At 68.8% G+C, this 23,295-nt stretch carries 22 protein-coding genes and 1 tRNA gene; 12 read left to right on the top strand and 11 right to left on the bottom strand.

The window, feature by feature from the left end:
• Positions 1-44: 44 nt before the first annotated feature.
• Complete coding sequence (locus ALI144C_RS57385) at positions 45-854, top strand: NUDIX domain-containing protein (RefSeq protein ID WP_237774124.1); 810 nt, start codon at positions 45-47, stop codon at positions 852-854.
• A 188-nt stretch (positions 855-1,042) separates the two neighbouring features.
• Here ALI144C_RS57385 and ALI144C_RS13665 read toward each other — a convergent pair whose 3' ends face one another.
• From ALI144C_RS13665 to ALI144C_RS13655, 3 genes are all read right to left on the bottom strand, one after another.
• Positions 1,043-2,212, bottom strand: a complete 1,170-nt coding sequence (locus tag ALI144C_RS13665) for a tyrosine-type recombinase/integrase (RefSeq protein WP_076987461.1) — start codon at positions 2,210-2,212, stop codon at positions 1,043-1,045.
• Positions 2,213-2,445: 233 nt separating this feature from the next.
• A complete protein-coding gene (locus ALI144C_RS56265; protein WP_076987460.1) occupies positions 2,446-2,637 on the bottom strand; it encodes a hypothetical protein in 192 nt (63 codons plus the stop codon).
• A 704-nt stretch (positions 2,638-3,341) separates the two neighbouring features.
• Positions 3,342-3,413 (bottom strand) — tRNA-Arg (locus ALI144C_RS13655).
• A 116-nt stretch (positions 3,414-3,529) separates the two neighbouring features.
• Here ALI144C_RS13655 and ALI144C_RS13650 point away from each other — a divergent pair.
• Positions 3,530-4,447 (top strand): cation diffusion facilitator family transporter, encoded by a 918-nt coding sequence (locus ALI144C_RS13650; RefSeq protein WP_076987459.1) that lies wholly within the window; start codon positions 3,530-3,532, stop codon positions 4,445-4,447.
• 96 nt (positions 4,448-4,543) lie between these two features.
• Positions 4,544-5,689: an ROK family transcriptional regulator gene (locus ALI144C_RS13645; protein ID WP_076987535.1), complete on the top strand. Its 1,146-nt coding sequence runs from the start codon at positions 4,544-4,546 to the stop codon at positions 5,687-5,689.
• On the opposite strand, the gene ALI144C_RS13640 is transcribed toward ALI144C_RS13645, so the two are convergent.
• From ALI144C_RS13640 to ALI144C_RS13630, 3 genes are all read right to left on the bottom strand, one after another.
• Entirely contained in the window at positions 5,686-6,423 is a 738-nt protein-coding gene (locus ALI144C_RS13640; RefSeq protein WP_076987458.1) for a DUF305 domain-containing protein, read from the bottom strand. The two genes, ALI144C_RS13645 and ALI144C_RS13640, sit on opposite strands and share 4 nt — an antisense overlap.
• Positions 6,420-7,313, bottom strand: coding sequence for a DUF3105 domain-containing protein (locus ALI144C_RS13635; protein WP_076987457.1), 894 nt, complete (start codon positions 7,311-7,313; stop codon positions 6,420-6,422). The genes ALI144C_RS13640 and ALI144C_RS13635 overlap by 4 nt, the downstream gene beginning before the upstream one ends.
• 72 nt (positions 7,314-7,385) lie before the next feature.
• On the bottom strand, positions 7,386-8,099 hold the full coding sequence (locus ALI144C_RS13630; RefSeq protein WP_237774123.1) for a DUF3105 domain-containing protein: 714 nt from the start codon (positions 8,097-8,099) through the stop codon (positions 7,386-7,388).
• Between the two features lie 79 nt (positions 8,100-8,178).
• Here ALI144C_RS13630 and ALI144C_RS13625 point away from each other — a divergent pair, with 79 nt between their 5' ends.
• The 6 genes from ALI144C_RS13625 to rho all read left to right on the top strand — a co-directional run bounded on the left by ALI144C_RS13625 (position 8,179) and on the right by rho (position 15,951).
• On the top strand, positions 8,179-8,952 hold the full coding sequence (locus ALI144C_RS13625) for a DALR anticodon-binding domain-containing protein (protein ID WP_076987455.1): 774 nt from the start codon (positions 8,179-8,181) through the stop codon (positions 8,950-8,952).
• A gap of 3 nt (positions 8,953-8,955) precedes the next feature.
• On the top strand, positions 8,956-10,395 hold the full coding sequence (gene lysA, locus ALI144C_RS13620) for a diaminopimelate decarboxylase (protein ID WP_076987454.1): 1,440 nt from the start codon (positions 8,956-8,958) through the stop codon (positions 10,393-10,395).
• Entirely contained in the window at positions 10,392-11,669 is a 1,278-nt protein-coding gene (locus ALI144C_RS13615) for a homoserine dehydrogenase (protein WP_076987453.1), read from the top strand. Before lysA ends, ALI144C_RS13615 begins: the two co-directional genes overlap by 4 nt.
• The gene (thrC, locus tag ALI144C_RS13610; RefSeq protein WP_076987452.1) at positions 11,666-12,739 is read left to right on the top strand and encodes a threonine synthase; all 1,074 of its coding nucleotides are present in this window, start codon (positions 11,666-11,668) and stop codon (positions 12,737-12,739) included. The genes ALI144C_RS13615 and thrC overlap by 4 nt, the downstream gene beginning before the upstream one ends.
• The gene (thrB, locus tag ALI144C_RS13605) at positions 12,736-13,608 is read left to right on the top strand and encodes a homoserine kinase (protein WP_076987451.1); all 873 of its coding nucleotides are present in this window, start codon (positions 12,736-12,738) and stop codon (positions 13,606-13,608) included. The genes thrC and thrB overlap by 4 nt, the downstream gene beginning before the upstream one ends.
• Before the next feature lie 357 nt (positions 13,609-13,965).
• The gene (gene rho, locus ALI144C_RS13600; protein WP_076987450.1) at positions 13,966-15,951 is read left to right on the top strand and encodes a transcription termination factor Rho; all 1,986 of its coding nucleotides are present in this window, start codon (positions 13,966-13,968) and stop codon (positions 15,949-15,951) included.
• 30 nt (positions 15,952-15,981) lie between these two features.
• Here rho and ALI144C_RS13595 read toward each other — a convergent pair whose 3' ends face one another.
• The gene (locus tag ALI144C_RS13595) at positions 15,982-16,356 is read right to left on the bottom strand and encodes a hypothetical protein (RefSeq protein ID WP_076987449.1); all 375 of its coding nucleotides are present in this window, start codon (positions 16,354-16,356) and stop codon (positions 15,982-15,984) included.
• 235 nt (positions 16,357-16,591) lie between these two features.
• On the opposite strand from ALI144C_RS13595, the gene rpmE reads away from it, so the two are divergent.
• From rpmE to prmC, 3 genes are all read left to right on the top strand, one after another.
• Positions 16,592-16,804: a 50S ribosomal protein L31 gene (gene rpmE / locus ALI144C_RS13590; protein WP_054295215.1), complete on the top strand. Its 213-nt coding sequence runs from the start codon at positions 16,592-16,594 to the stop codon at positions 16,802-16,804.
• An 81-nt stretch (positions 16,805-16,885) separates the two neighbouring features.
• On the top strand, positions 16,886-17,941 hold the full coding sequence (gene prfA, locus ALI144C_RS13585; protein ID WP_076987448.1) for a peptide chain release factor 1: 1,056 nt from the start codon (positions 16,886-16,888) through the stop codon (positions 17,939-17,941).
• Between the two features lie 15 nt (positions 17,942-17,956).
• Complete coding sequence (gene prmC, locus ALI144C_RS13580; RefSeq protein WP_076987447.1) at positions 17,957-18,817, top strand: peptide chain release factor N(5)-glutamine methyltransferase; 861 nt, start codon at positions 17,957-17,959, stop codon at positions 18,815-18,817.
• Between the two features lie 26 nt (positions 18,818-18,843).
• On the opposite strand, the gene ALI144C_RS13575 is transcribed toward prmC, so the two are convergent.
• Genes ALI144C_RS13575 through ALI144C_RS13560 form a run of 4 tightly spaced genes read right to left on the bottom strand, consistent with a single transcriptional unit; the run spans position 18,844 to position 23,273 of the window.
• On the bottom strand, positions 18,844-19,752 hold the full coding sequence (locus ALI144C_RS13575; protein ID WP_083753003.1) for an ABC transporter permease: 909 nt from the start codon (positions 19,750-19,752) through the stop codon (positions 18,844-18,846).
• Entirely contained in the window at positions 19,739-20,788 is a 1,050-nt protein-coding gene (locus ALI144C_RS13570; RefSeq protein WP_083753002.1) for an ABC transporter permease, read from the bottom strand. Before ALI144C_RS13570 ends, ALI144C_RS13575 begins: the two co-directional genes overlap by 14 nt.
• Entirely contained in the window at positions 20,785-22,260 is a 1,476-nt protein-coding gene (locus tag ALI144C_RS13565; RefSeq protein WP_076987445.1) for an ABC transporter ATP-binding protein, read from the bottom strand. The genes ALI144C_RS13570 and ALI144C_RS13565 overlap by 4 nt, the downstream gene beginning before the upstream one ends.
• Positions 22,257-23,273 carry a BMP family ABC transporter substrate-binding protein gene (locus ALI144C_RS13560; protein ID WP_168211237.1) on the bottom strand — a complete coding sequence of 339 codons (1,017 nt, stop codon included), beginning with the start codon at positions 23,271-23,273 and terminating at the stop codon, positions 22,257-22,259. The genes ALI144C_RS13565 and ALI144C_RS13560 overlap by 4 nt, the downstream gene beginning before the upstream one ends.
• Positions 23,274-23,295 lie beyond the last annotated feature (22 nt).

The raw sequence follows: 23,295 nt of genomic DNA, 5'->3' as shown, positions 1-23,295 counted from the left end.
CTCGACCTGTTCCGGCACCTGCACCCCGACCGGGTCGAGCACAGTTGGGCCGCCGCGCGGACCTGGGCTACCGCTACGACCACGCGCACGGCTCCCGAGCCTTGGCCGGGGTGCTCACTGGCTGCGAGTACATCCACGAGACCAGGGAACTCGCGACGGACGGCACCCGGCTCACCGACCATTCGGGACTCGCCGTGCGCCTGACGCTGACCGCCACCGGCGCGCTGCTACGTCGGACCCCGCCACGGCGGCCATGCCTGCCGAGCCGGAGCCCACCTTGTTCTGACCGGCCGGTTCGCGTCTCGGCAGCCGGGCAACACGCCCCGTCAGCCAAGACCGCGAGGACCCGCCGAAGAATGTTTGTCCCGACCAGCACCGTCACGCCCCACATCGGCGCCCGCGTCCTCCTGCTCGTCCCCGCCGACCGCGTGCTGCTCATCCACGCCCTCGACCCCGCCGACCCCGCACACCACTGGTGGGAACTGCCCGGCGGCGGACTGGACAACGGCGAAGACCTCCAGACCGCGGCCCGCCGCGAAGCCGCCGAGGAGACCGGAACCATGCTCACCGCCCTCGGCCGCGAGCTATGGGTACGCGAATCCCGCTTCCGCTACAAGGGCCGCGACCATCACCGCGGTCGAGCACGTGTTCCTCGCCGCACCCCCAGCACCGCTCCGCAGGTCGCACTGAAGCCCACTGAGAACGAGAAGGCCGGGCTGATCGAACGCCGCTGGTGGCCAGCCGACGAGCTGCGGCAGTGCCAAGACAAGCTCCTGCCCGCCGAACTACCCGCCCTGCTCGACGACCTGCTGTCCGACCGGTTCAGCCCCACGCCCCTCACACTCATCGCCTGACCGCCCGCACATGACAGTCAGCCCCTCACTGACCTCGTCCGAGGCGTTCGACTCCGGAGTGCTGTTCGAGCCGGCAGTGGCCGAACGTCTGATCGACCACGCACGGCAGGTCTGCTGGTCAGTGCGCGGACGCCTGTGTTGATCGCTCGTCGGTCAAACAGCGACCTCACGCGTGCATCGTGGGACAGCTACGCGTTGGCTCGAGACCGGCCGCCGCGATGCAGGGGCATGTGCCCGGCAACGCGTGGCCGACGGGTGTTCTTGCGTTGATGGGAGTGACGTGGTCGCCACCGCTGTGGTGGTTGTTCGTGTTGTGGCTGGCTGGTGAGGGGCGGAAGTGCGCTTCGTGTTCGTGCGGGGATGGTGGGTGGGTTCGGTACGACGGTGGTGGGGCGGCCGGGAGCGGTGGTGACGAGGTTCAATTGCGCGAGGTGGGTGACTGCGCGGTGCATGGTGCTCGGTGCGACGCCGAAGTAGGTGGCCAGGGTCTTAATGGGCGGCAGTTGCTGGCCAGGTCGGTGCTGTCGGTGGGTGATGGCGTCGCGTAGGTCGGTAGCGATCTCCCAGGCGCGGCTGCGTGACGGCCGTGCTGCGACCGCTGTGTCGCGGCGGGGCGTGTGGTGTGGTCGGGTGGACAGGCGCAGGGGGAGCCGGTCGTGTAGTTGGGTGCTGGCGGGCTGGTTGGCTTCGGCGATCCAGGCTGTGTAGGTCGTGAGGGTGGTGCTGGCGTCGCGGTGTCCGAGTCGTGATGCGACGGTGCGGAGGTCGACGCCGGCGAGGATGAGTTCGGTGGCGTTGTAGTGGCGCAGCTTGTGCAGCGTGGTGGGGATACCCAACGACCTGACGAGGCGGCAGAACCGCTGTCCCAACGACGCCGGGGCCAGGCATACCGAGCCGTCAGCTGCAAGGGAGAGGATGAAGGCGTCTGCGGCCAAGGGCTTGCCATCGGCGAGGGCGCGCTGTCGCCGGAGGTCGTGGTAGGCGGCAAGGAGGTAGGCCGTGTCGTGGTCGACGACGACGCGGCGTTCTTCGTGCAGTTTGGTGTCTTTCTCGACCAGGCCGTCACTGGTGTGGGAGATGCTGGCGCGGATGTGGATGACGTGGTTGGCGGCGTCGAAGTCGGACCAGCGTAGTGCGCAGAGTTCACCTCGGCGGGCGCCGGTCGTGATGGCGATCCAGATAGCGACCGCCAGGAACGGGTCTACTTGTTGCCAGGCCTCGGTGAGGATGCGAGCGACGTCGTCAGGAGCAGGTGGCCGGGGGCAGGGGCGTGGTGTCGACAGTGGTGTGGCTTGGTGGGCGGGGTTGGTGGTGGTCCAGTCCCAGCGGATGGCGGAACGGTAGGCGGCACTGATCAAGAAGTGGATCTTGCGGATGCTCCCTGCGGACAGCGGACGACACTGGTGCTTCCGGCGGTGGGTGGATGCTGTGGCTTGTTGGGGCAGTGATCGCGGCAGCGAGCGAGTTCGGCGTAGAACTCGCCCAGTATCTCACCGGTGGCGTCGTTGATCGGGTGGTGGCCGATCAATGCGTGGATGTGTTTGCGGTGGTAGCCGCGGTAGTTGTCCTTAGTGGAGCTTGCGAGTGGCATCTAGGTGATGTGGCGGGTGATCAGCTCGTCTAGCGTCGCTGTCAGGCGTAGTCCGTCTCGTTGATCGACGGTCCGGATCAAGCGCAGTCGTGCCTGCTCGGCTTTGTGCTCGGCGTCGGGGCCTGCTGGGATGGTCTCGGTGAGGTAGCGCGCACGTCGGGTGTCCGGTGCGATGCCCGCATAGACCCGCACCCGAAGCGAACCGCTTGGTAGGACATCGATGCAGCCACGCGGACGAACACGCCCCGGTGCGCTGCGGGGGCGTGTAGCGGTGCTCATGGTGTCGCCACCACCCGCGTCGATACGTGAGATAAGGCGTACCAACGCTGTTCGAGCGGTGATTGTTGCCCCCAGGCGAAAGCAACACCAGGCGAAACGTTCGGCAAACCCGGAGCGCAATGGCAGTTTTCGCAGCTCAGCGTGGACCGGGGCGTGACATGAGCGGACATGTCACGAACGGTCATGGTGCGTGGGTTGGGCGACCGGTCTCGGCCGGTCATCTCCATGCTGGCCGCTGTTTCGGCTGGCGGACTTGGCCACCAGCACCAACCTCGATCAACCGAAGTCAGGTGACCTCTGGCTCGATCGTGAACCTTCGAAACGCCCTGCGGCCCAACGAACAAGCCTGAGTGTTCGTTGCACGAGCCGAACTGCCCCATCGGCTGGCGCGCCCACTGCTGGTCCCCCGCTCATCACTACGTTCACAGTGTATGCGGCATGCGTGACAGCTCGAGGTGCGGAGTAGTGAGTTAAATGTGCGGATCAATGTGTCACACCCCCATGTCATGGGGTCCCGTGAGGGCCACCGCCGGAGCTGCGACGAGTGACAGGTCGATCCTGGGGATGGCCTGGTCTACCTGCAGATACTGCCTGTAGACCACGCCCACACCTTGCGGTGCCCCTGGCAGGATTCGAACCTGCGCTCCCGCCTCCGGAGGGCGGTGCTCTATCCCCTGAGCTACAGGGGCTTGGTCTTCGCTGTGAAGCTTAGCGTACGCGTCACGGGGGTATTCGGTGGGCCACCGTTGGACGGGTTGCATTCATGCGCATGTCGCTATACGTTGACTGTGAGTGAGGAGGCGTGATGGGTCACGGACATGGGCATGGGGTTTCGCCTGAGCAGGCTGTTTCTGCTGGTGGGCGTCATCTTCGGCGGCTTTGGATCGCCGTCGGGCTTGGTCTTGTCACTTTCGTTCTCCAGGTCAGCGTGGGGCTGGTCACTTCGTCTCTCGCCCTTCTCGCTGACTCCGCGCATGTGTTCACCGATGTCTTCGGGGTCACACTCGCCGCCGTCGCCATCGTCGTCGCGCGGCGGTCCAAGGCCGGGCAGGGCCGGACGTTCGGGCTCTACCGCTCCGAGGTGTTGGCCGCTCTTGCCAATGCCGTTCTTCTCTTCGCTGTGGCCGGGTGGGTCCTCTACGAGGCCGTCGGGCGGTTCGGGGCTCCGCCCGAGGTTCCCGGGCTCCCGGTCACTATCGTTGCCACCGTTGGCCTTTTGATGAACGTCGTCGCTTTCCTGATGCTTCGTGACGGCGCCAAGGAGAGCCTCAACGTCCGGGGCGCTTATCTTGAAGTGATGGCCGATATGATCGGATCTATCGGCGTTCTTGTCTCCGGTCTTGTCACTCTCGCATTCGGTTGGCGCTATGCCGACCCGATCATCGGTATCGGTATCGGCCTTTTTGTTCTCCCCCGTGCGTATCGACTTGGTCGCAGTGCGTTGCGCATTCTCTTCCAGCACGCTCCCGAGGGTGTCGACGTCAAGAAGATGACCACCGACCTCTCGCGGCTTCCGGGTGTCGATGAGGTCCATGACCTGCATGTCTGGACTCTCACGAGCGGTATGGAGGTCGTGTCCGCTCATCTGACCATGGTGGACGGTGCCGATCAGTCCGACATCCTTGTTGCGGCCCAAGGTCTGCTCGCGGACAATTACTCCATCGAACACGCCACGCTCCAGGTCGAGCAGCCTTCCGTCAAATGCCGGGAACTCAGTTGGTAGTTAGGAAATTTTCCTAACTTCTGCGCGTACACTCGGCTGAGGCTGTCAAAGGAGTGATACGTGGGCAGAACGCCGCAGGTGGGTACGCCGTCCGGAATGCGTGAGCTGAACCAACGAGCTGTGCTGGACCGGCTGCGCACCGCCGGCCCGGCCACGCGCCCCCTGCTCGCCAGGGACACCGGCCTGTCGAAACCCACTGTCGGCCAGGCCCTCCTCGACCTCGAGCGGCGCCACCTGGTCCGCGAGGTCGGCCGCACGTCCACCGGTCCCGGTCGTTCCGCGGTCGTCTACGGCGAGAACCCCGCCGCCGGTTTCGTGCTCGGCGTCGACGTCGGCAGGGAACGCCTGCGCCTCGCCGTCGCCGACCTGTCCGGCGCCGTCGTGTCCAGAGTGGACGAACGCAACCGCTGCCGCAGCGCCCGCAGTCTGGTCAACCTGCTCAGGGAACTCGGCGAGCACACCGTTTCGGCTGCTGGGATATCCCCCGCCGAGGTCGTCGCCAAAGTCGTTGGCAGTCCCGGTGTTCCGGACGTCAAGACGGGCGCGCTCCAGCACGCGCAGAACCTCCCCGGCTGGGGCAGGCGTGGCCTGCTCGAGGAGCTCACGGGCGCGCTCGGCCAGGGCGTCGTGGTCGAGAACGACGCGAACCTCGTCGCGGTGGGGGAGATGACCGCGGGCGCCGCCCGTGGCGCCGACACGTTTGTGTCCATCATGGTTGGCACGGGCATCGGTATGGGCATCGTCGTCAACGGCCAGCTGTTTCGCGGTGCGCACGGCGCGGCCGGGGAGATCGGTTACTTGCCGTACGGTACAACGCAAGGCACGCCACCGGATCGGGGCATGCTGGAGAACGAGGTCTCCGGCGACTCCATCGTCCGCAAGGCGCGCCAGCAGGGCCTCGAGGTCAAGAGCGCCAAGGAGCTCTTCGAACTGGCCCGCAAGGGCGACAAGCAGGCGTTGCGGGCGGTCACCGAGGAGGCCAAGCAGCTCGCGTTCGTCGTCGGCGCCGTCGCGGCCGTGATCGACCCGGAACTGGTCGTGCTCGGCGGCGGCATCGGTTCGAACACCGACCTGCTCGCCGACCCGCTGGAGGAGGCGCTGCGCGGCACGACGCCGCTGCGGCCGAAGATCGTCGCCGGTGAGCTGGGGGAGACCGCCGTGCTGTCCGGCGCGATCGCGATGGGCCTGGGCTCAGCGCGCGAAGTGGTGTTCGACCGCGCGCTGGAGCGCAAGACGTCCTAGCTGGCTGGCAACGGCTCCGCGCCGCGCTCGGCCAACAGGTTCTTCATGTACGCCGCCTCGCCGGTCTGCGAGACGACGATCGTGCGCGAGAGGTTTCGCAGCGGCGCCAGCGCGACGTGGTCCTGGCCGTACTGCGCCATGGACAGGCCGCCTTCGTGGTGCCGCAGCATCAGCTGCAGGAAGTAGACGTCCAGTTCCTTGCCGGTCAACTTGCGCAGCTTCGCTAGCTCCTCCTGCGAAGCCATGCCCGGCATCAACTGTCCGGGTTGCATGCCGGGGTGGTCGGGGTTGGAGCCGTGCTGGTGCGATCCGGCCTGGTTGGTGGCCATCCAGCTCATCGCCTGCCGGTTCGGCGGTCGCGACTCCGGCTGGCCCCACACGTCCAGGTAGCCGGCCATCATGCCGACCTGGCCCTTCTGGGTGCCTTCGATGTCGAACGCCAGCGTCTTGATCGTCGTGTCCGTGGTGTGGTCACGAACCCAGCTGGCCATGGTCACGGCCTGCAGGTGGTGCGTCGACATGTCCTGCGCGAACCCGACGTCGACCGAGTCGGGACCCGGGTTGAGGGACGTCTGGTCGGTGGTGGCGCGGGTGATCAGCATGCCGATCGCGGCGCCGACGAGCAGGATGGCGACGGCCGCCGCCGAGAAGATGAGAATCCGCTGCCCGCCGGGGCGCGGAGCCTCATCCTCGTCGACCAGGGCCTCGTCGTCGACGCGATCGTCGACGGTCATCGGCTCGGTTGCGAGCCGGATGCGGGCGGCTGCTGGCCGGAAGGAGCACCGGTGGCGGGCGGGGCCTGCGAGCCGGATGGCGCCGGGGGCGCGGGTGGCATCTCCGTGCCGTTGTTCACCTGGCCCTTGCTCGCGCCGGTGCCGTCCATCTTCACGGCGTCGGCGGGCATCGGGCTCGCGTCGAACGGCGGCGGGTTGGTCGGGTCGAAGCTGCCCGGGATGGTGTCGCAGCGCGCCTGCGGCTCAGGGAACTGGTAGTTGTTGCGCTTCAGCGACCGGATGAACTGGTCGACGCGCTCGTCGTTGACGTTGTCCAGCTTGAGCTGGTGGCCCCACGACTGGATCGAGAACGGCTTGTCCAGGCCGGGGTACGGCGAGATGGCGATGAAGTCCTGGCCGGTGACCTTGCCCTTGAGCGCGTCGAGGTCACCGCCCTTGACCTTGTCCGGGTTGTAGGCGATCCAGATGGCGCCGTGCTCCATCATGTGGACCATGTTCTCGTTGCGCACGGGGTTCGGGTAGACCATGCCGTTGCAGTCGGCCCAGACCTCGTCGTGCGGCCCGCCGAACGGCGGCGACTGGTCGTAGGCGACGCGCTGGTTGCCCTTGACGTGGATGGCGGCCTCGTACTTGACCTTCGTGACACCCGAGATGTCCTCGGACGGGTCCTGGTTGCTCTCCGACGGCACCCACGCGGTCACCTTGTTGACCTGCATCATCGAGTAGCCGATCACCACCACGGCCAGCACGACGAGACCGAGGATGATCGATATGGTGCCCCACGGCTTCTGCTTCTTGACCGCAGCGGCCGACCGCATGGCCTTGACGCCCTTGCTGCCGCCTTTTGCCGACTTGGAGCCGCCGCTCTTGTTCTTCGTGCCGCTGGCCATCCCGATCCGGACCTCGTTTCGTAACTAACCGACCACCGTGGGACAGTGTAAGGACAACGTGTCTGCTGGGTGTCAACTGCCGACTGGTTCGGAGCCCGCCGGAGCGGGGCTCGGGTCGAACGGTGGCGGGTTGTCCTGCTCGAAGTACGGGTTGTCGCAGGTGGCGCCCGGTTCCGGGAACGTGGCCTTGTTCAGCTTCAGCGTCGAGATGAACTCGTCGACGCGCGGGTCGCCCGCGTCGTCCAGCTTGAGCCGGTGGCCCCACGCCTGCAACGAGACGGGCTTGTCCAGCCCGGGGTAAGGCGACATCACCATGTACGGCACACCTTCGACCTTCTGCGCCAGCTCGCTGACGCCCGACTTCGGCAGAGTGTCCGGGTTGTAGGCGATCCAGACCGCGCCGTGTTCGAGCGAGTGCACCATGTTCTCATTGCGGACGGCCTTGGTATAGACCACGCCGCTGCAGGTCGCCCAGTTCGCGTCGTGGTTGCCGCCGAACGGCGGGTTCTGGTCGTAGGCGACCCGCTTCGGTGCCTCGACGTGGTTGCGCGCGTTGTACGGCTTGACCTCGATGTCCTTGATCTTCTTCGGTGCCTCCGCGTCGTTGGGCGGCGGTGCGTCCGTCTTCGGTGGCTTGCCCTTCGACGTCGGTTCGTCGGTGGCGTTCGGTTCCGCGCTGGGGTTGGCGTCGGTCTGCGGGAAGAACTGCTTGCCGCTGTCGCCGCCACCACTGCAGGCTGACGCCAGCAGGACGAGTCCGGCGGCGAGGATCGGTCGGATACGCACGGTACGCGACACCCTTTCGTCAGGTGGTCTTCAAGAGCCGGTTCGTCCAGGTCGGGGCGCTCTACCTAGACTTCGCGGAGTGAACCCCGCCGTGCTCGCCGAGAAGGTTCGGGCCGCAGCCGTCGAGGTCCTCGCCGACCGAGGTCTCGACAGTACCGTGCTGCCCGAATCGGTCGATTTGAGGCGGCCGGACGACCCGGCGCACGGCGACTTCGCGACCGCGCTGCCGCTGCGGATCGGCGGTCTCGTCGGGGTCCCGCCGTCCGATCTTGCCCGGTGGCTGGCGGTGGCGCTGGCCGGAGGTGACGGAATCGACTCGGCCGAAGCGGCCGGGCCGGGCTTCGTCAACTTGAGGCTGACGGCGGCGGCGATGACGGGAGTCGTGGCCGACGTCGAGGCGCGGGGCGCGCGGTACGGCGCGCGGCCGCCGGTCACCGGCGCGTGGCACGACGTCGATCCTGACCTGCGCGAACGGCGGATCAGGGCGAATCCGGTCTTCAACGTGCAGTACGCGCACGCGCGTGTCTGCGCAGTGGTGCACAACTCGGTGAAATTCGGCATGGATCCGGCCGGTGCCGATCTAGGGTTGGTGACGCACGAGCGCGAGGGTGCCGTGATCCGGACCCTCGGCGAGTTCGAAGTTCTCGCGGCCGACCGGGTCGCGCGGTATCTGGAACGGCTGGCGGACGCGCTGCACGGGTGGTACGACACCCCGGAGTGCAGGATCCTGCCGCAAGGCGACGAAGAGGTCGCCGATGTGCACCTTGCGCGGCTGCGGCTGTCGCGCGCGGTGCGGCAAGTCCTGGCGAACGGCCTTGAGACCGTTGGCGTCTCGGCCCCTGAACGGATGTGAGAAGTGAGAGCCCACCCAGCTGGACCACGGCACGCGGACGTCCTGCTGCCCGCGAACACCGCGGGCCCGCGCCCCACGACGGTCGCCGAGATCGATGAGCTGCCCGCGAGCGTGTGGCCGCGCAACGCGGGGCGAGGCGAGGACGGCGCGGTCCGATTGGCCGGTGTCGACGTCCGCGAGCTGGCCGAGCAGTACGGCACGCCGTTGTTCGTGATGGACGAGGACGACTTCCGCTCCCGCTGCCGTGACCACGCGCAGGCGTTCGGCGACCCGGCGCTGGTGCACTACGCGTCCAAGGCGTTCCTGTCGGTCGAGATCGCCAAGTGGGTCGCCCAGGAGGGGCTGAGCCTGGACGTGTGCAGCGGCGGCGAGCTGGCGATCGCGCTGCGAGCGGGCTTCCCAGCCGAGCGGATCACGTTGCACGGCAACAACAAGTCCGTCGCCGAGCTGACCGCGGCTGTCGACGCCGGTGTCGGCGCGGTCGTGTTGGACTCGTTCCAGGAGATCGCCAGGCTGGACCAGATCGCCCGCGAGCGCGACGTGGTCCAGCCGGTGCTGATCCGGGTGACAGTCGGCGTCGAGGCGCACACCCACGAGTTCATCGCCACCGCGCACGAGGACCAGAAGTTCGGTTTCTCGCTGGCCTCCGGCGACGCGCAGGAAGCCGTCCAGCGGACGCTCAAGTCGGGTGGGCTCAGGCTGACCGGCCTGCACAGCCACATCGGCTCGCAGATCTTCGACGTCGACGGCTTCGAGGTGGCCGCGCACCGCGTGATCAAGCTGCTGGCCGAGCTGCGCGACCAGCACGGTGCCGACGCGATCGGTGATCTGACCACTGTGGACCTCGGTGGCGGGCTGGGGATCGCCTACACGCCGCAGGACGACCCGCCGCCGCCGTCGTGGCTGGCCGAGCAGCTGCGGACCATCGTGTCCAAGGAGTGCGAGCACGCCGGGCTGGAGATGCCGAAGATCGCGGTCGAGCCGGGCCGGGCGATCGCGGGCCCGTGCGGCGTCACGGTCTACGAGGTCGGCACGATCAAGGACGTCACGCTCGGCGGGGGATCGTCGCGGCGGTACGTCAGCGTGGACGGCGGGATGAGCGACAACATCCGGACCGCGCTCTACGACGCGGTGTACGACGCGCGCCTGGTCTCCCGCCGCAGCGACGAAGGCCGGGGCGACACCACGGCCACGCTCAGCCGGATCGTCGGAAAGCACTGCGAGGCAGGCGATGTGGTCGTCCGGGACTGCTGGCTGCCGGACACCGTCGCGCCTGGCGACCTCGTCGCGCTCGCGGCCACGGGCGCGTACTGCTACGCGATGGCGAGCGGGTACAACCGGCTGCCGCGGCCCGCTGTGGTCGCGGTCAAGGAGGGGCAGGCGCGGCTGTTGCTGCGCAGGGAGACCGAGGACGACCTGTTCGCACTGGAGGTCCAGTCTTGAAACCGATCAAGGTCGCGCTGCTGGGGTGCGGGACCGTCGGCACGCAGGTGGTGCGGCTGCTCGACGAGCAGGCCGACGACTTCGCCGCGAGAGTCGGCGCGCCGATCGAGCTGACCGGCATCGCGGTCCGCAGGCCGGACCGGCACCGCGACGTGCCGAGGCACCTGCTGACCGCGGACGCCGCCGGGCTGGTCGCGTCCGATGTGGACGTCGTGGTCGAGGTGATCGGCGGGATCGAGCCGGTCCGCACGCTGCTGCTGGACGCGTTGCGGGCGGGCAAGTCCGTCGTGTCGGCGAACAAGGCGCTGCTGGCGGAGAGCTCGGGTGAGCTGTTCGCCGCCGCCGACGAGTCCGGTGCGGACCTCTACTTCGAGGCCGCCGTCGCCGGTGCGATCCCGCTGCTGCGGCCGCTGCGCGAGTCGCTCGCGGGCGACCGGATCACCCGGGTGATGGGCATCGTCAACGGCACCACCAACTACATCCTCTCGGCGATGGACGAGACGGGTGCGAACTACAGCGAGACGCTCGGGGAGGCCAGCAGGCTCGGGTACGCCGAGGCGGACCCGACGGCCGATGTGGACGGTTACGACGCCGCGTCCAAGGCCGCGATCCTCGCGTCGATCGCGTTCCACACCAGGGTGACCGCCGGTGACGTCTACCGCGAGGGCATCTCGGCGGTGACGTCGGCCGACGTCGTCGCCGCGCGCACGCTCGGTCGCACGATCAAGCTGCTGGCCATCTGCGAACGCGTCGGGGACTCGGTCGCGGTCCGCGTGCACCCGGCGATGATCCCGCGCAGCCACCCGCTCGCCAGCGTCGGTGGCGCGTTCAACGCCGTGTTCGTCGAGGCCGAGGCGGCCGGGCAGTTGATGTTCTACGGCCAGGGCGCCGGCGGCGCGCCGACCGCGAGCGCGGTGCTCGGTGATCTCGTCGCGGTGGCCCGCAACCGGGTGCACGGCGGCCGCGGTCCGCGTGAATCCGCCTACGCCGCACTGGAAGTGCAGCCGGTCGGGCAGGTGCGGACCCGTTACCACCTGAGCCTCGACGTGGCCGACAAGGCCGGTGTGCTCGCCAGCGTCGCGGCGGTGTTCGCCGAGCACGACGTGAGCATCGCGGCCGTCCGCCAGGAGGGCCGGACCGACGACGCCAGCCTGGTGATCGTCACCCACGCGGCGCCGGACGCCGCACTGAAGTCCACCGTGGACAAAGTCGCAGGCCTGCCCGCGGTGCGCGAGGTGGTCAGCGTGATGCGCGTCGAGGGCGAGGAACCGTGACCACGTCAGTAGTCAGTCCGGCGTGGCCGGGCATCGTCAACGCCTATCCGGACCGGATCAGAGTGCCCGCGGGCGCGAAGGTGATCACCCTCGGCGAGGGGGGCACGCCGCTCGTCGACGCGCCGCACTTGTCCGAGTTGACCGGTAGCCAGGTCATGTTGAAGGTCGAGGGTGCCAACCCGACCGGGTCGTTCAAGGACCGCGGGATGACCGTGGCGATGACGTACGCCCTCGCCGAGGGCAACAAGGCGGTCATCTGCGCGTCGACGGGCAACACGTCCGCGTCGGCCGCCGCGTACGCCGCCCGTGCCGGGCTGACCTGTGCCGTTCTGGTGCCGCGCGGCAAGATCGCGCTCGGCAAGCTGGCGCAGGCGGTCGTGCACGGTGCCCGGATCCTCCAGGTCGACGGCAACTTCGACGACTGCCTCGAACTGGCCCGCAAGACCGCGGCCGACCACCCGGTCGCGTTGGTCAACTCCGTCAACCCGGTGCGGCTGGAAGGGCAGAAATCCGCCGCGTTCGAGATCTGCGACGTGCTCGGCCGCGCGCCGGACGTGCATTGCCTGCCGGTGGGCAACGCCGGCAACATCACCGCCTACTGGCGCGGCTACCGCGAATACGCCAATGAAGCGGTTGTCTCCACCACACCGAGGATGTTCGGTTTCCAGGCGGCCGGTGCCGCGCCGCTTGTGCACGGCGAGCCGATCAGGGACCCGGAGACGATCGCGACCGCGATCCGGATCGGCAGCCCCGCGTCGTGGGCCGGCGCGATCGGCGCGCGTGACGAGTCCGACGGCCTGATCGACGCGGTCACCGACGAGCAGATCCTGGCCGCGTACCGGCTGCTGGCCAGCCGTGAGGGCGTCTTCGTCGAGCCCGCGTCGGCCGCGAGCGTCGCCGGGCTGCTGGCGGTGGCCGAGGACGGTCGCCTGCCGTCGGGTTCCGTCGTGGTGTGCACGGTCACGGGGCACGGCCTGAAGGACCCGGACACGGCGTTGCTGGCCATGCACGAGGTCGAGCCGGTCCCGGTCGACGCGGGTGCGGTCGCCGCGGCGCTGGAACTCGCATGAGTGCCGTCGAGGTGCGTGTTCCGGCCTCCAGCGCTAACCTGGGCTCCGGTTTCGACGCGCTTGGCTTGGCGCTCGGCCTGTACGACGTGATCGAAGCGCGGATCATCCCACGGGGTTTGGAAGTCACCGTCGATGGCGAAGGCGCGGGCGAAGTCACCACGGACGAGTCGCACCTCGTCGTCCGTGCGCTGCGGGCGGCCGGTGAGCGGATCGGGTTTCGGCCACCTGGCCTGGAATTGCGCTGCCGCAACGCCATTCCACACTCACGCGGCCTCGGTTCGTCCGCGGCTGCCGCCGTCGCGGGTGTCGCGGCGGCGTACGGCCTCGCGGGAATGGAAACCGACGAGCACGCGTTGCAGGTTGCTGCGGAGTTCGAAGGACACGCCGACAACGCGGCCGCCAGCCTCCTTGGCGGACTCGTGGTGGCGTGGACCGAGGGTGACCGGTACCGAGCCGTCCGCCTCGACCCCCATTCCGCGATCCAGCCGGTGTTGCTCATTCCGGGTGAATCATCCAGGACCTCGGTGACCAGGCAGCTGTTGCCGGATCGTGTCCCGCACGCCGACGCGGCGTTCGCCACCGGCCGCGCCGCGCTGGCCGTCCACGCCGTCACGGCGAGGCCGGACCTGCTGCTGCCGGCGACGGCCGACCGGTTGCACCAGGACTACCGGGAAGCCGCCTGGCCTGCGAGTTTGCGGCTGGTCAAGATCTTGCGCGAGCACGGTCTCGCCGCGGCGGTCTCCGGTGCGGGTCCGACCGTGATGGTGCTCACTGCGGACGGCAAACTGCCCGATGGAGTGGATCTGGCGGGGTTCGACACGCGGGAATTGGCTGTCGACAGGGTGGGGGTGCAGGTCAGGGCGCTCTAGCGCGTCTCGACGCGCCGGGGGGTGGTTGTTGCACGTCGCGGCAGCGCCGTCTACCCTCGGGGGCGTTCAGTCACCGCGCGCACGGGCGCCCGGTGTCGTTCCCAGGGAAATCTTCCTGGGTCGCATCTGCCGTAAAGGATGTCGGCCCCATCCAACTGGAGTCGATGTTCAGGGGTTTCCCGACAGCCGTGGTGACCGATGCTCCGTATTGGCGAATCCGTCTCGCGCCTGGCCAAATTCGTGGTCGGCGCGGTGATCCGGGTCCGTCGAGGACGGACAGACAAGCCGTTCCGCGTTCCGTCGGGCGGCGGTCCGCTGGTCCACGTAGGAGGCGGGGACCGGTCAGGAAGGACATTAGTGAGCAACACCGATCTGTTGAGCAGCGACACGGCTGCGGGCACTTCTGACAAGTCCCAGGTCGCCGGCTCCAACGGCGGTGCCCCGCGCCGCCGTGCAGGGCTGTCCGGCATGGTGCTGGCGGAGCTGCGCGAGTTGGCCGGAACGCTTGGCATCACCGGAACCACCGGGATGCGCAAGGGTGACCTGATCGCTGCGATCAAGGAGCGTCAGGGCGGGTCCGGTGGGGGCACCGCGGACACGCTGCCGCTCGACAACCTGCCCGCGGTCAAGCCGCCCAGGTCAGCCAAGGAGCCGAAGCGGGCCATCGAGAAGTCCGCCCCGGCCGCTGAGAAGGCCGAGAAGGCCGAGAAGCCGGCCCCGGCGTCGTCGGACGAGGAGCAGGCGCCGACCCGCACCCGTCGCCGTCGCGCGGGCCGTCCGGCGGGCAGCCCGGACAAGGCCGAAGAGGCGAAGGCAGCCGAGGTCAAGGCCGAGCCGAAGACCGAGCCCGTCGCCGAGTCGAAGCCGGAGCCGCAGGCGGGCCGCGAGGAGCGCCCGGAGCGTCAGCAGTCCGACCGCCAGCAGGGCCGGGACAGGCGCGAGCGCAACAACGACCGTGGCGAGCGCGGCGAACGCGGTGAGCGGGGCAACCGCAATGACCGCGGGGACCGTAACGATCGCAACGACCGTAACGACCGCGGTGGCCAGGGCAGGCAGAACCAGAACCAGGACAACGCGCAGGACGACGATGACGACGACGAGAGGGGCGGTCGTCGCGGCCGTCGCTTCCGCGACCGTCGCCGTCGTGGCCGCGGTGAAGGCGGCACCGGTGGCGGTGGAACCGACACCGAGGTGCGCGAGGACGACGTCCTGCTGCCCGTCGCGGGTGTGCTGGACGTGCTGGAGAACTACGCGTTCGTGCGTACTTCCGGCTACCTCGCCGGGCCCAACGACGTGTACGTCTCGCTGTCGCTCGTGCGCCGCTACGGCCTGCGCCGCGGTGACGCGATCACCGGCCTGGTCCGCCAGCCGCGTGAGGGCGAGCAGCAGCGGCAGAAGTTCAACCCGCTGGTGCGCGTCGAGACCGTCAACGGCATGGACCCGGAGCAGGCCAAGACCCGTCCGGAGTTCACCAAGCTGACGCCGCTGTACCCGAACGAGCGACTGCGCCTCGAGACTGAGCCGCACATCCTCTCGACCCGTGTCATCGACCTGGTGATGCCGGTCGGCAAGGGCCAGCGCGCGCTGATCGTCTCCCCGCCCAAGGCGGGTAAGACGACGGTTCTGCAGCAGATCGCCAACGCGATCGCCAAGAACAACCCCGAGTGCTACCTCATGGTCGTCCTGGTGGACGAGCGCCCCGAGGAAGTCACGGACATGCAGCGCAACGTCGACGGCGAGGTCATCGCGGCGACGTTCGACCGCCCGCCGTCGGACCACACCATGCTGGCCGAGCTGGCGATCGAGCGGGCCAAGCGGCTCGTGGAGATGGGCACCGACGTGGTCGTGCTGCTCGACTCCGTGACCCGTCTCGGCCGTGCGTACAACCTGGCGGCCCCGGCGTCCGGCCGGATCCTGTCCGGTGGTGTCGACTCGACGGCGCTGTACCCGCCGAAGCGTTTCCTGGGTGCCGCGCGCAACATCGAGAACGGCGGCTCGCTGACCATCTTCGCGACCGCGCTGGTCGAGACCGGCTCCGCCGGTGACAGCGTGATCTTCGAGGAGTTCAAGGGCACCGGCAACGCCGAGCTCAAGCTGGACCGCAAGATCGCCGACAAGCGGACCTTCCCCGCGGTGGACGTCGACCAGTCGTCCACGCGCAAGGAAGACCTGCTGCTGTCGCCGGACGAGCTGGCGGTGACGCACAAGCTGCGTCGCGTGCTGCACGCGTTGGAGCCGCAGGCCGCCATCGAGCTGCTGCTCGACCGGCTGCGCAAGAGCCGGACGAACATCGAGTTCCTGATGCAGGTGGCCAAGACGACCCCTGGTTCGGACAACGACTGACAAACCCCCTCGTGAGTGGTTGCCGGGCTTCTAACCCCGGTAACCCCTCACGAGGGTTTTGTGTAGCCGGGTCATGTGTAGGAGCAGTGCTCCGCTGGGGATGCCGAGGGTGATGGCCAGGATCGCCGGGACGGCTGTGCCGTGCAGGGCGACTCCGGTGGCCAGGATGAGGGCGGCGTAGGGCCAGTTCCACCGCTGCCAGCCCGGTGGCCACTCGATCGAGTGGCCGACGATCGCCGTCAGCCCGGCGGCCGCCCCGGCGTGCGCGCTGGTCAGGACCGTGGTGCCGGATGCGCCGAGCACCAGTTCGCCCAGTGATGTGAAACCCAGCACAACTGCGGTGAGCAGCAGCGGCAACGCTGCCCAGGCGAGCAGCGGGAGCGGGCGGCGTGCGGCGCATTGCACGGGGTAAGTGTGGCGGCGGTTATGGCTGGTCATAACCCTGACTTCGGTCAGCATCCGCTGGTGTGCGCCCGGTGGTCCGCCGTTCGCGACGAGCGGGCGAACGGGGAACAAAGACCGCCGAGGAGGTGTTGTACGAGCTGGTCAGCGCGTCTGGCAAACTAAGAGGTCGAGTCCGGCTCCGGTTCACCCCGACGATCACCAGGGGACCCGGCGGCCACAACGAGAGGCGAGATCAGTGAAGAGCGGTATCCACCCCGAGTACGTCACCACCGAGGTGACCTGCGGCTGCGGGAACACTTTCACCACCCACAGCACCAAGACCTCCGGTTCCATCCACGTCGAGGTCTGCTCGAACTGCCACCCGTTCTACACGGGCAAGCAGAAGATCCTGGACACCGGTGGCCGGGTCGCGCGCTTCGAGGCGCGTTACGGCAAGCGCAAGAAGTAGATGCGTCCACGGCGCCTGGACCCCGCAGGGGTCCGGGCGCCGTTGTCGTGTCCGGAAACGTTTGAGTGAAGGGGTGAAACCGTGGACGAGTTGACGAAGGAATACGCCGAGCTGGAGCGTGAGCTGGCTGACCCGGCTGTGCACGCCGACCAGGCACGCGCGCGCAAGCTCGGCCGCCGGTACTCCGAGCTCACCCCGATCGTGAAGACCCTCCGCGAACTGGACAGCGCCCGCGAGGACCTCACCGCCGCCCAGGAGCTCGCGACCGAGGACGAGGCGTTCGCCGCCGAGGCGGACGCGCTCACCAAGCGCATCCCCGAGCTGGAGGAGCGCCTGTCCGAGCAGCTGCTGCCGCGCGACCCGCACGACGGCTCCGACGTGCTCGTCGAGATCAAGTCCGGTGAGGGCGGCGAGGAGTCCGCGCTGTTCGCGGGCGACCTGTTCCGGATGTACACGCGGTACGCCGAGCGCCGTGGCTGGAAGGTCGACGTGCTCGACGCCAACGAATCCGACCTCGGCGGCTACAAGGACGTCACGCTGTCGGTGAAGTCGAAGGCATCGGATCCCGACGGCGTCTGGTCGCGGATGAAGTTCGAAGGCGGCGTGCACCGGGTGCAGCGCGTCCCGGTGACCGAGTCGCAGGGCCGCATCCACACGTCCGCGGCTGGTGTCCTGGTCTACCCCGAGGTCGAGGACGTCGAGGTGGAGATCGACGAGAAGGACCTGCGGGTGGACGTCTTCCGCTCGTCCGGGCACGGCGGCCAGAGCGTCAACACCACCGACTCGGCCGTCCGGATCACCCACCTGCCGACCGGGATCGTGGTGTCCTGCCAGAACGAGCGCTCCCAGCTGCAGAACCGCGCGCAGGCGATGCACGTGCTCAAGGTGCGGTTGCAGGCGCTGGCCGACGAGGAAGCGGCCAAGAAGGCCTCCGACTCCCGGCGCAGCCAGGTGCGGACCGTGGACCGCTCGGAGCGGGTGCGCACGTACAACTTCCCCGAGAACCGGATTTCCGACCACCGGGTGAACTACAAGGCCTACAACCTCGACCAGGTGCTGGAAGGCGAGCTGGACGGCGTGCTCGACGCGCTGGCCGACGCCGACCGGGCCGAGCGGCTGGCCGCGGCCAAGGGCTGATTAAGCTCATCGGCCATGACGCGAACCCCGCTGAGGATGGCCATCATCGAAGCCGAGCGGATTCTCCACGAGGCCGGTGTGGACAGTCCGCGGACCGACGCGGAGTTGTTGGCTGCCCACGTTCTCGGCGTGGAGCGGGGGCGTCTCCCGCTCGTCCCGCTCGTCGACCCGTCCGTTGTGGACGCGATCGGCAAGCTGGTGACCAGGCGCGCGGCGCGTGAGCCGCTGCAGCACATCACCGGCACGGGGTGGCTCGGTGCCATCCCGCTCGCCGTGGGGCCAGGGGTGTTCGTGCCGCGGCCGGAGACGGATCTGTTGCTGGAGTGGGGGTTGTCGGTCGCGCCGCGGGCTCCTGTCGTGGTCGACCTGTGCACCGGGTCGGGTGCGCTCGCGCTGGCCTTCGCGAACGCCAGGCCGGACGCGGTCGTGCACGCCGTCGAGCTCGACCGTGTCGCCCTGTCGTGGGCGCGCCGCAACGCCGACATCCGCCGGGAGGCCGGTGACACCCCGATCCGGCTGCACTCCGGGGACGTCACCGACCCGAAACTGTTGGCGTCCATGGAAAGCACGGTCGACCTGGTGCTGTGCAACCCGCCGTACGTCCCCGACGACACCCCGGTTCCGCCCGAGGTGGCCGACCACGACCCGGACATCGCGGTCTTCGGCGGTCCCGACGGCCTCGACGTCGTCAAGTCCGTCATCTCCTGTGCCGCCCGGCTGGTGAAACCCGGGGGATGGGTCGGCATCGAGCACGATGACACCCAAGGCGAATCCGTGCCCCACCTGTTGTCCGCACGGCGCGTGATGTCCGATGTGGAGGATCACGCCGACTTGGCTGGCCGTCCCCGGTTCGCCACCGCGCGCCGCCGTTCGTGAGACGGGTACGCCATGTCTCGGCCTGCTCAGACGGCCGCCTTGCCACGAGAACGCATGCGGTGCCTCGACTCCAGGCACACGACGACGAACGTGACCAGGTACGGCAGCGCGTGGAGCACCTCCACAGGCAAACCCATGTCCCTGGTCTGGCCGAGCAGCCCGAGACTGTCGGGTACCGCGAACAGCAGCGCACCGGCCAGGACGCCGAACGGGGTCCGGCGGGCGACGACAACCACCGCGAGTGCGATGAAGCCGCGACCACCGCTCATCCCCGGGCTGAAGCTGCCGATGGCCGACAGCGACAGGGCGGCTCCCGCCAGACCGGCGAAGCCGCCCGCGATGAGCGCGGCGACCGCCCGGTACCGGCCGACGGACACACCGCGGACCTCGGCGACCTCGGGCGAGTCACCGACAGCCCGGATCCGCAACCCGAACCTGGTCCACCGCAACACCCACCATGTCAGGACGGCCAGTCCGACGGCCGCGTACGTGAGCACGCCGACACCGGAGAACAACGCGCCTATCCCGGGCAGGCGGCTCAGGCCTGGCACGTCCATGGTCGGCAGAGTCGTCACCGACAGGTTGGTGCGTCCGGACGGCACCCATGACTGGAAGACGAACGTGCTCGCCCCGACGCCGAGCATGGTGAGCGCGACGCCGACCAGCACCATGTCGATTCCGGCGAGACACCCCCACGCGAACACGAGCCCGAAAAGGACGCCGACAAGCACACCGAGCCCGGCACCCGCGTACGGCCCAGCGGCGGCGGATCCCAGCACCCCGGCGAGCGCGCCGCAGATCATGATGCCCTCGATACCGAGGTTGAACTGCCCGGCACGGTGCAGGACGGCCTCGCCGAGCCCGGCGAGCACGACGGGTGTGGCCGAGGCGAGGGCACCGGCCAGCACGAGCACCCAGAAGTCAAGCGAGAGCACGGTCGTCCTTCCGCTGGGCCCGTCGGGCGGCGACGTTCCGGCGGGCGACCACGACCACGACCGCCACCGCGAGCAACAGCAGTGCCTGAGCCACCGCGCCGATCGAGGCGGGAACCGTTCCGGTGGCGATCTGGACGCCGTTCGCGCCGGTGGTCAGCGAGGCGAACGCGATCGCGGCCATGACGATGCCCACCGGGTGGTTGCGGCCGAGAACGGCGACGACCAGGCCGGAGAAGCCGATTCCCGCGCTGATCCCGGGGTGCAGCCGCCCGTCGACCCCGGCGAGTTGCATCCAGCCGGCGAGCCCCGCTGCGGCACCCGAGACGGCCGAGGTCGACAGCACGATGCTCGCCGGACTGACACCGAGTCGGCTGGCGAGCCACGGCCGCTGGCCGTGCACGTCGACGATGAACGCGATCCGGCTGTGGTGCCACCACAGTGCGATCAGCACGATCCCGAGCACGACGAGCGCCGCCACGTGTAGACGGCCGGGGACTGGCAGGCGCGGGATGAGCGCTTCCGCCAGCAGCGGCGCGCTTTGGGGCGTCGCGGCACCGGCCGGGTCGCGCAGACCGGTGCGCAACAGGTAGGCGAGCAAGTGCACGGCCAGGTAGTTGGCCAGCAGTGCGCTGAGGATTTCGTTGACACGCCAACGCAACAACAACGCGCCCGACAGCGTCGACCACAAGCCGCCGCCGATCATCCCCGCGACGGCACCCAACGGCAGAGCCACCAGGCCGGGGACCGGACCAAGGGCTTGCAACGTCACGGTGGCGAGGATCGCGCCGACGATCAGCTGACCTTCCGCGCCGACCATCACCATGCCTGCGCGCAGCGCGACGGATACGCCCAGCGCGACAAGCACCAACGGTGTAGCGAATGACAATGTCTGCACTGCGTTGTACGGCGTGCCGAAAGCACCACGCCACCAACCCACCGCTATCACCGGCACGTCACTCCCGGTTGAGGCGGCGAGTACCGCGATGGCGATCACGAGACCGACGGACACGCACGCGGCGATCACAACAGTCCTCATTGGTGGTCTGCCGCAGTCGTGGGCAGTCCGGCCATCGCGCGACCCACTCTCGTCGCGTCGAAGTCAGCGGCGTCGAACTGGTCGGCCACCCGACCGTCGAAGAGGACGACCAACCGGTCGGCCAACCCGCGTACTTCGTCTATGTCAGACGAGACCAACAAGACGGCGGTGCCCTCCTCGGCCGCGTGCCGGATCTCCGTCCTGACCGCCTCGGTGGCACGCACGTCCAGCCCCTGCGTCGGCCCGTGCAGCACCGCGATCCGCGGTGCACCGTCCAGTTCGCGTCCGACAAGGAGTTTCTGCTGGTTGCCACCGGACAGCAACGCGGCGGGAACTTCCGGATCACGGGGACGCACGTCGTACCGGTCGAACAACTCCGCCGCGAACCGGCCTGCCGCGCGGTCGTCCAGCACACCGAGCCGGGCGAACGCCGGTTCGGTCAACCTGCGCAGGACGGCCGAACGTTTCGCGGGCATGTCCGGCAACAGCCCGTCCGATCGCGTTTCCGGTACGTAGGCCACGTCCCTGCTGGTTTGGACCGACCCGAGCGACGGGGTGAGCACGCCCGCGGCGACTTCGGCGAGGGTGCGTTGACCGTTGCCCGCGACCCCGAGCACACCGAGGATCTCACCGCCGCGCACCTCGATGCTGACCGAGCGCAACGGTACTCGTTCGGGACCGGCAGCCGTGACTTCGGCCAGTCGCAACAGGACTGGACCCACTGTCCGATGTGGTCGCTCGACGGCGCGCGGCGGGAGCTCGCCGGTCATGGCACGCAGCAGTGTGTCGTCGTCGGTCTCGGAAACGCTGCCGTGCAGCGACACCTTGCCGTGTGACAGTACCGTCGCGACGTCGGCGACCTGCCTCATCTCGGACAGGCGGTGGGTGATGAACAGGATCGCCACGCCGGATTCGGCGAGCTGGCGCAGCCGGGCGAACAGACCGCCGATCTCGTGCGGCCCCAACGCCGATGTCGGTTCGTCCAACAGCAGGACACGTGCGCCCTGCGCCAACGCGATGGCGAGCTCACCGAGTTGGCGTTGCGCGACACCAAGGGCGTGCGCCGGGGTGTCCAGGTCGAGCGTGATTCCGGCCGCGTCCGCGGCCCTGTGCAGCATGTCGACCGCGGTGCTTCGCCGGGCGAACCACGACGTGTGGGTGAGCAACAGGTTCTCGACCAGGGTGAGCCCACCGATCAGGCTGCCCGACTGGGAAACCAGGCCGACACCCCGCCGGATCGAATCGGCGCGGCCACGCATCACCACGGGATCGCCGTCCAGGACGATCCCGCCGTCGTCCGGTGCTTCCAGTCCGGCCAGGACCTTGGTCGCGGTGGACTTCCCGGCCCCGTTCTCGCCGAGCAGCACGTGCACCTCGCCGGGGCGCAGCGCGAGATCGACGCCGTCGAGCGCCTGCACTGTGGCGAATCGTTTGGAGACAGCCCGCAACGACACGATCGGGCTGGTGGTCACCGGCCGGGTGTCCAGGGCTGGACCGTGACCTTGCCGCCTGCCAACTGCCCCACGAGGTCGTCGACCCGGCTGCCGAGATCTCCCGGCACGTCCGGTGCCGTCGCGACCTTGGCGATGTCGCTGGGAACCAGGCTCCGGTTGGCCAGCGTGGACTTGAGCGCCAGTCGCGCGAAGGTCTTGTTCTTCAACCGGTCGAGGAGTTCCCGCACCAGGGGCACGAGGTCGACGCGCACCCGGCCGATGTTGACCTCCCGCGCCGCCTCGCTGGTGGTGCTCGCCAGCCCGACCGTGGCGACACCGGCCGCCTTCGCCGCGGACGCGACGCCGGCGGCGTACCCCTCGGCGTTCGCCGCGACCAACCGCGCGCCCTCACGGATACGCGTCGCGGTCGCCTGGTTGGCTTTCCCCGCGTCCTCGAAGCTGCCGGTGTAGATCGGCGGCATCTCGACCGCCGCCGGATTGGCCAGCCGCAGGCCCTGGCTGAAACCGAACCACTGCGCCTGGACGAACGGTTGCTTCTCGCCCTCGACGACGGCGACCGGTGACAGCTTCGACTGCCCGGCGATGTAACCGAGCAGGAAACCCATCTCCTCGGCCGCGTACGTCCACGTCGCGACGTTGTCGGTGGCCTTCTGCGCCACGTCGGCCCCGCCGGTGGTCAGGAAGTGCGAGCCCGGGAACTCCTTGGCGGTGCGGAAGATCGCGTCCGCGTACGAGAAACCCCATCCGATGACCAGGTCGTAGCCCTCCGCGGCGTACTGCCGGAAGATCGGTTCCGCGTCGACCGGGTTGATCACCGACTCGCGGATCTGCAGCGAGATTTCGCCGTCCTGCTGGAACTTCCGGACACCGTCGGCCGCGATCTGGTGGAAACCCGAGTCGTCGGCCAGCCCGGCCAGCACGACGGCCACTCGTAAAGCCCCTGGTCGACCGGACGGATCGGGCGTTGTCCCGGAGCAGCCCGTCAACGCGAGCACGAGGCACACGCAGACGGCCGCTATCCGTGTCTTCATGGGTTCTTCTCCCTGTGACAGA

Origin of the sequence: Actinosynnema sp. ALI-1.44, assembly GCF_001984155.1 — a bacterium.
Lineage (GTDB): Bacteria > Actinomycetota > Actinomycetes > Mycobacteriales > Pseudonocardiaceae > Kibdelosporangium.
This window is presented reverse-complemented; position numbering and strand designations above follow the sequence as displayed.

Bases quoted from the DNA above. Each gene is read 5' to 3' on its own strand.
- ALI144C_RS13650 (WP_076987459.1), top strand. From the start codon at position 3,530: ATGGGTCACGGACATGGGCATGGGGTTTCGCCTGAGCAGGCTGTTTCT.
- ALI144C_RS13645 (WP_076987535.1), top strand. From the start codon at position 4,544: ATGCGTGAGCTGAACCAACGAGCTGTGCTGGACCGGCTGCGCACCGCC.
- ALI144C_RS13640 (WP_076987458.1), bottom strand. From the start codon at position 6,423: ATGACCGTCGACGATCGCGTCGACGACGAGGCCCTGGTCGACGAGGAT.
- ALI144C_RS13635 (WP_076987457.1), bottom strand. From the start codon at position 7,313: ATGGCCAGCGGCACGAAGAACAAGAGCGGCGGCTCCAAGTCGGCAAAA.
- thrB (WP_076987451.1), top strand. From the start codon at position 12,736: ATGAGTGCCGTCGAGGTGCGTGTTCCGGCCTCCAGCGCTAACCTGGGC.
- prmC (WP_076987447.1), top strand. From the start codon at position 17,957: ATGACGCGAACCCCGCTGAGGATGGCCATCATCGAAGCCGAGCGGATT.
- ALI144C_RS13570 (WP_083753002.1), bottom strand. From the start codon at position 20,788: ATGAGGACTGTTGTGATCGCCGCGTGCGTGTCCGTCGGTCTCGTGATC.
- ALI144C_RS13560 (WP_168211237.1), bottom strand. From the start codon at position 23,273: ATGAAGACACGGATAGCGGCCGTCTGCGTGTGCCTCGTGCTCGCGTTG.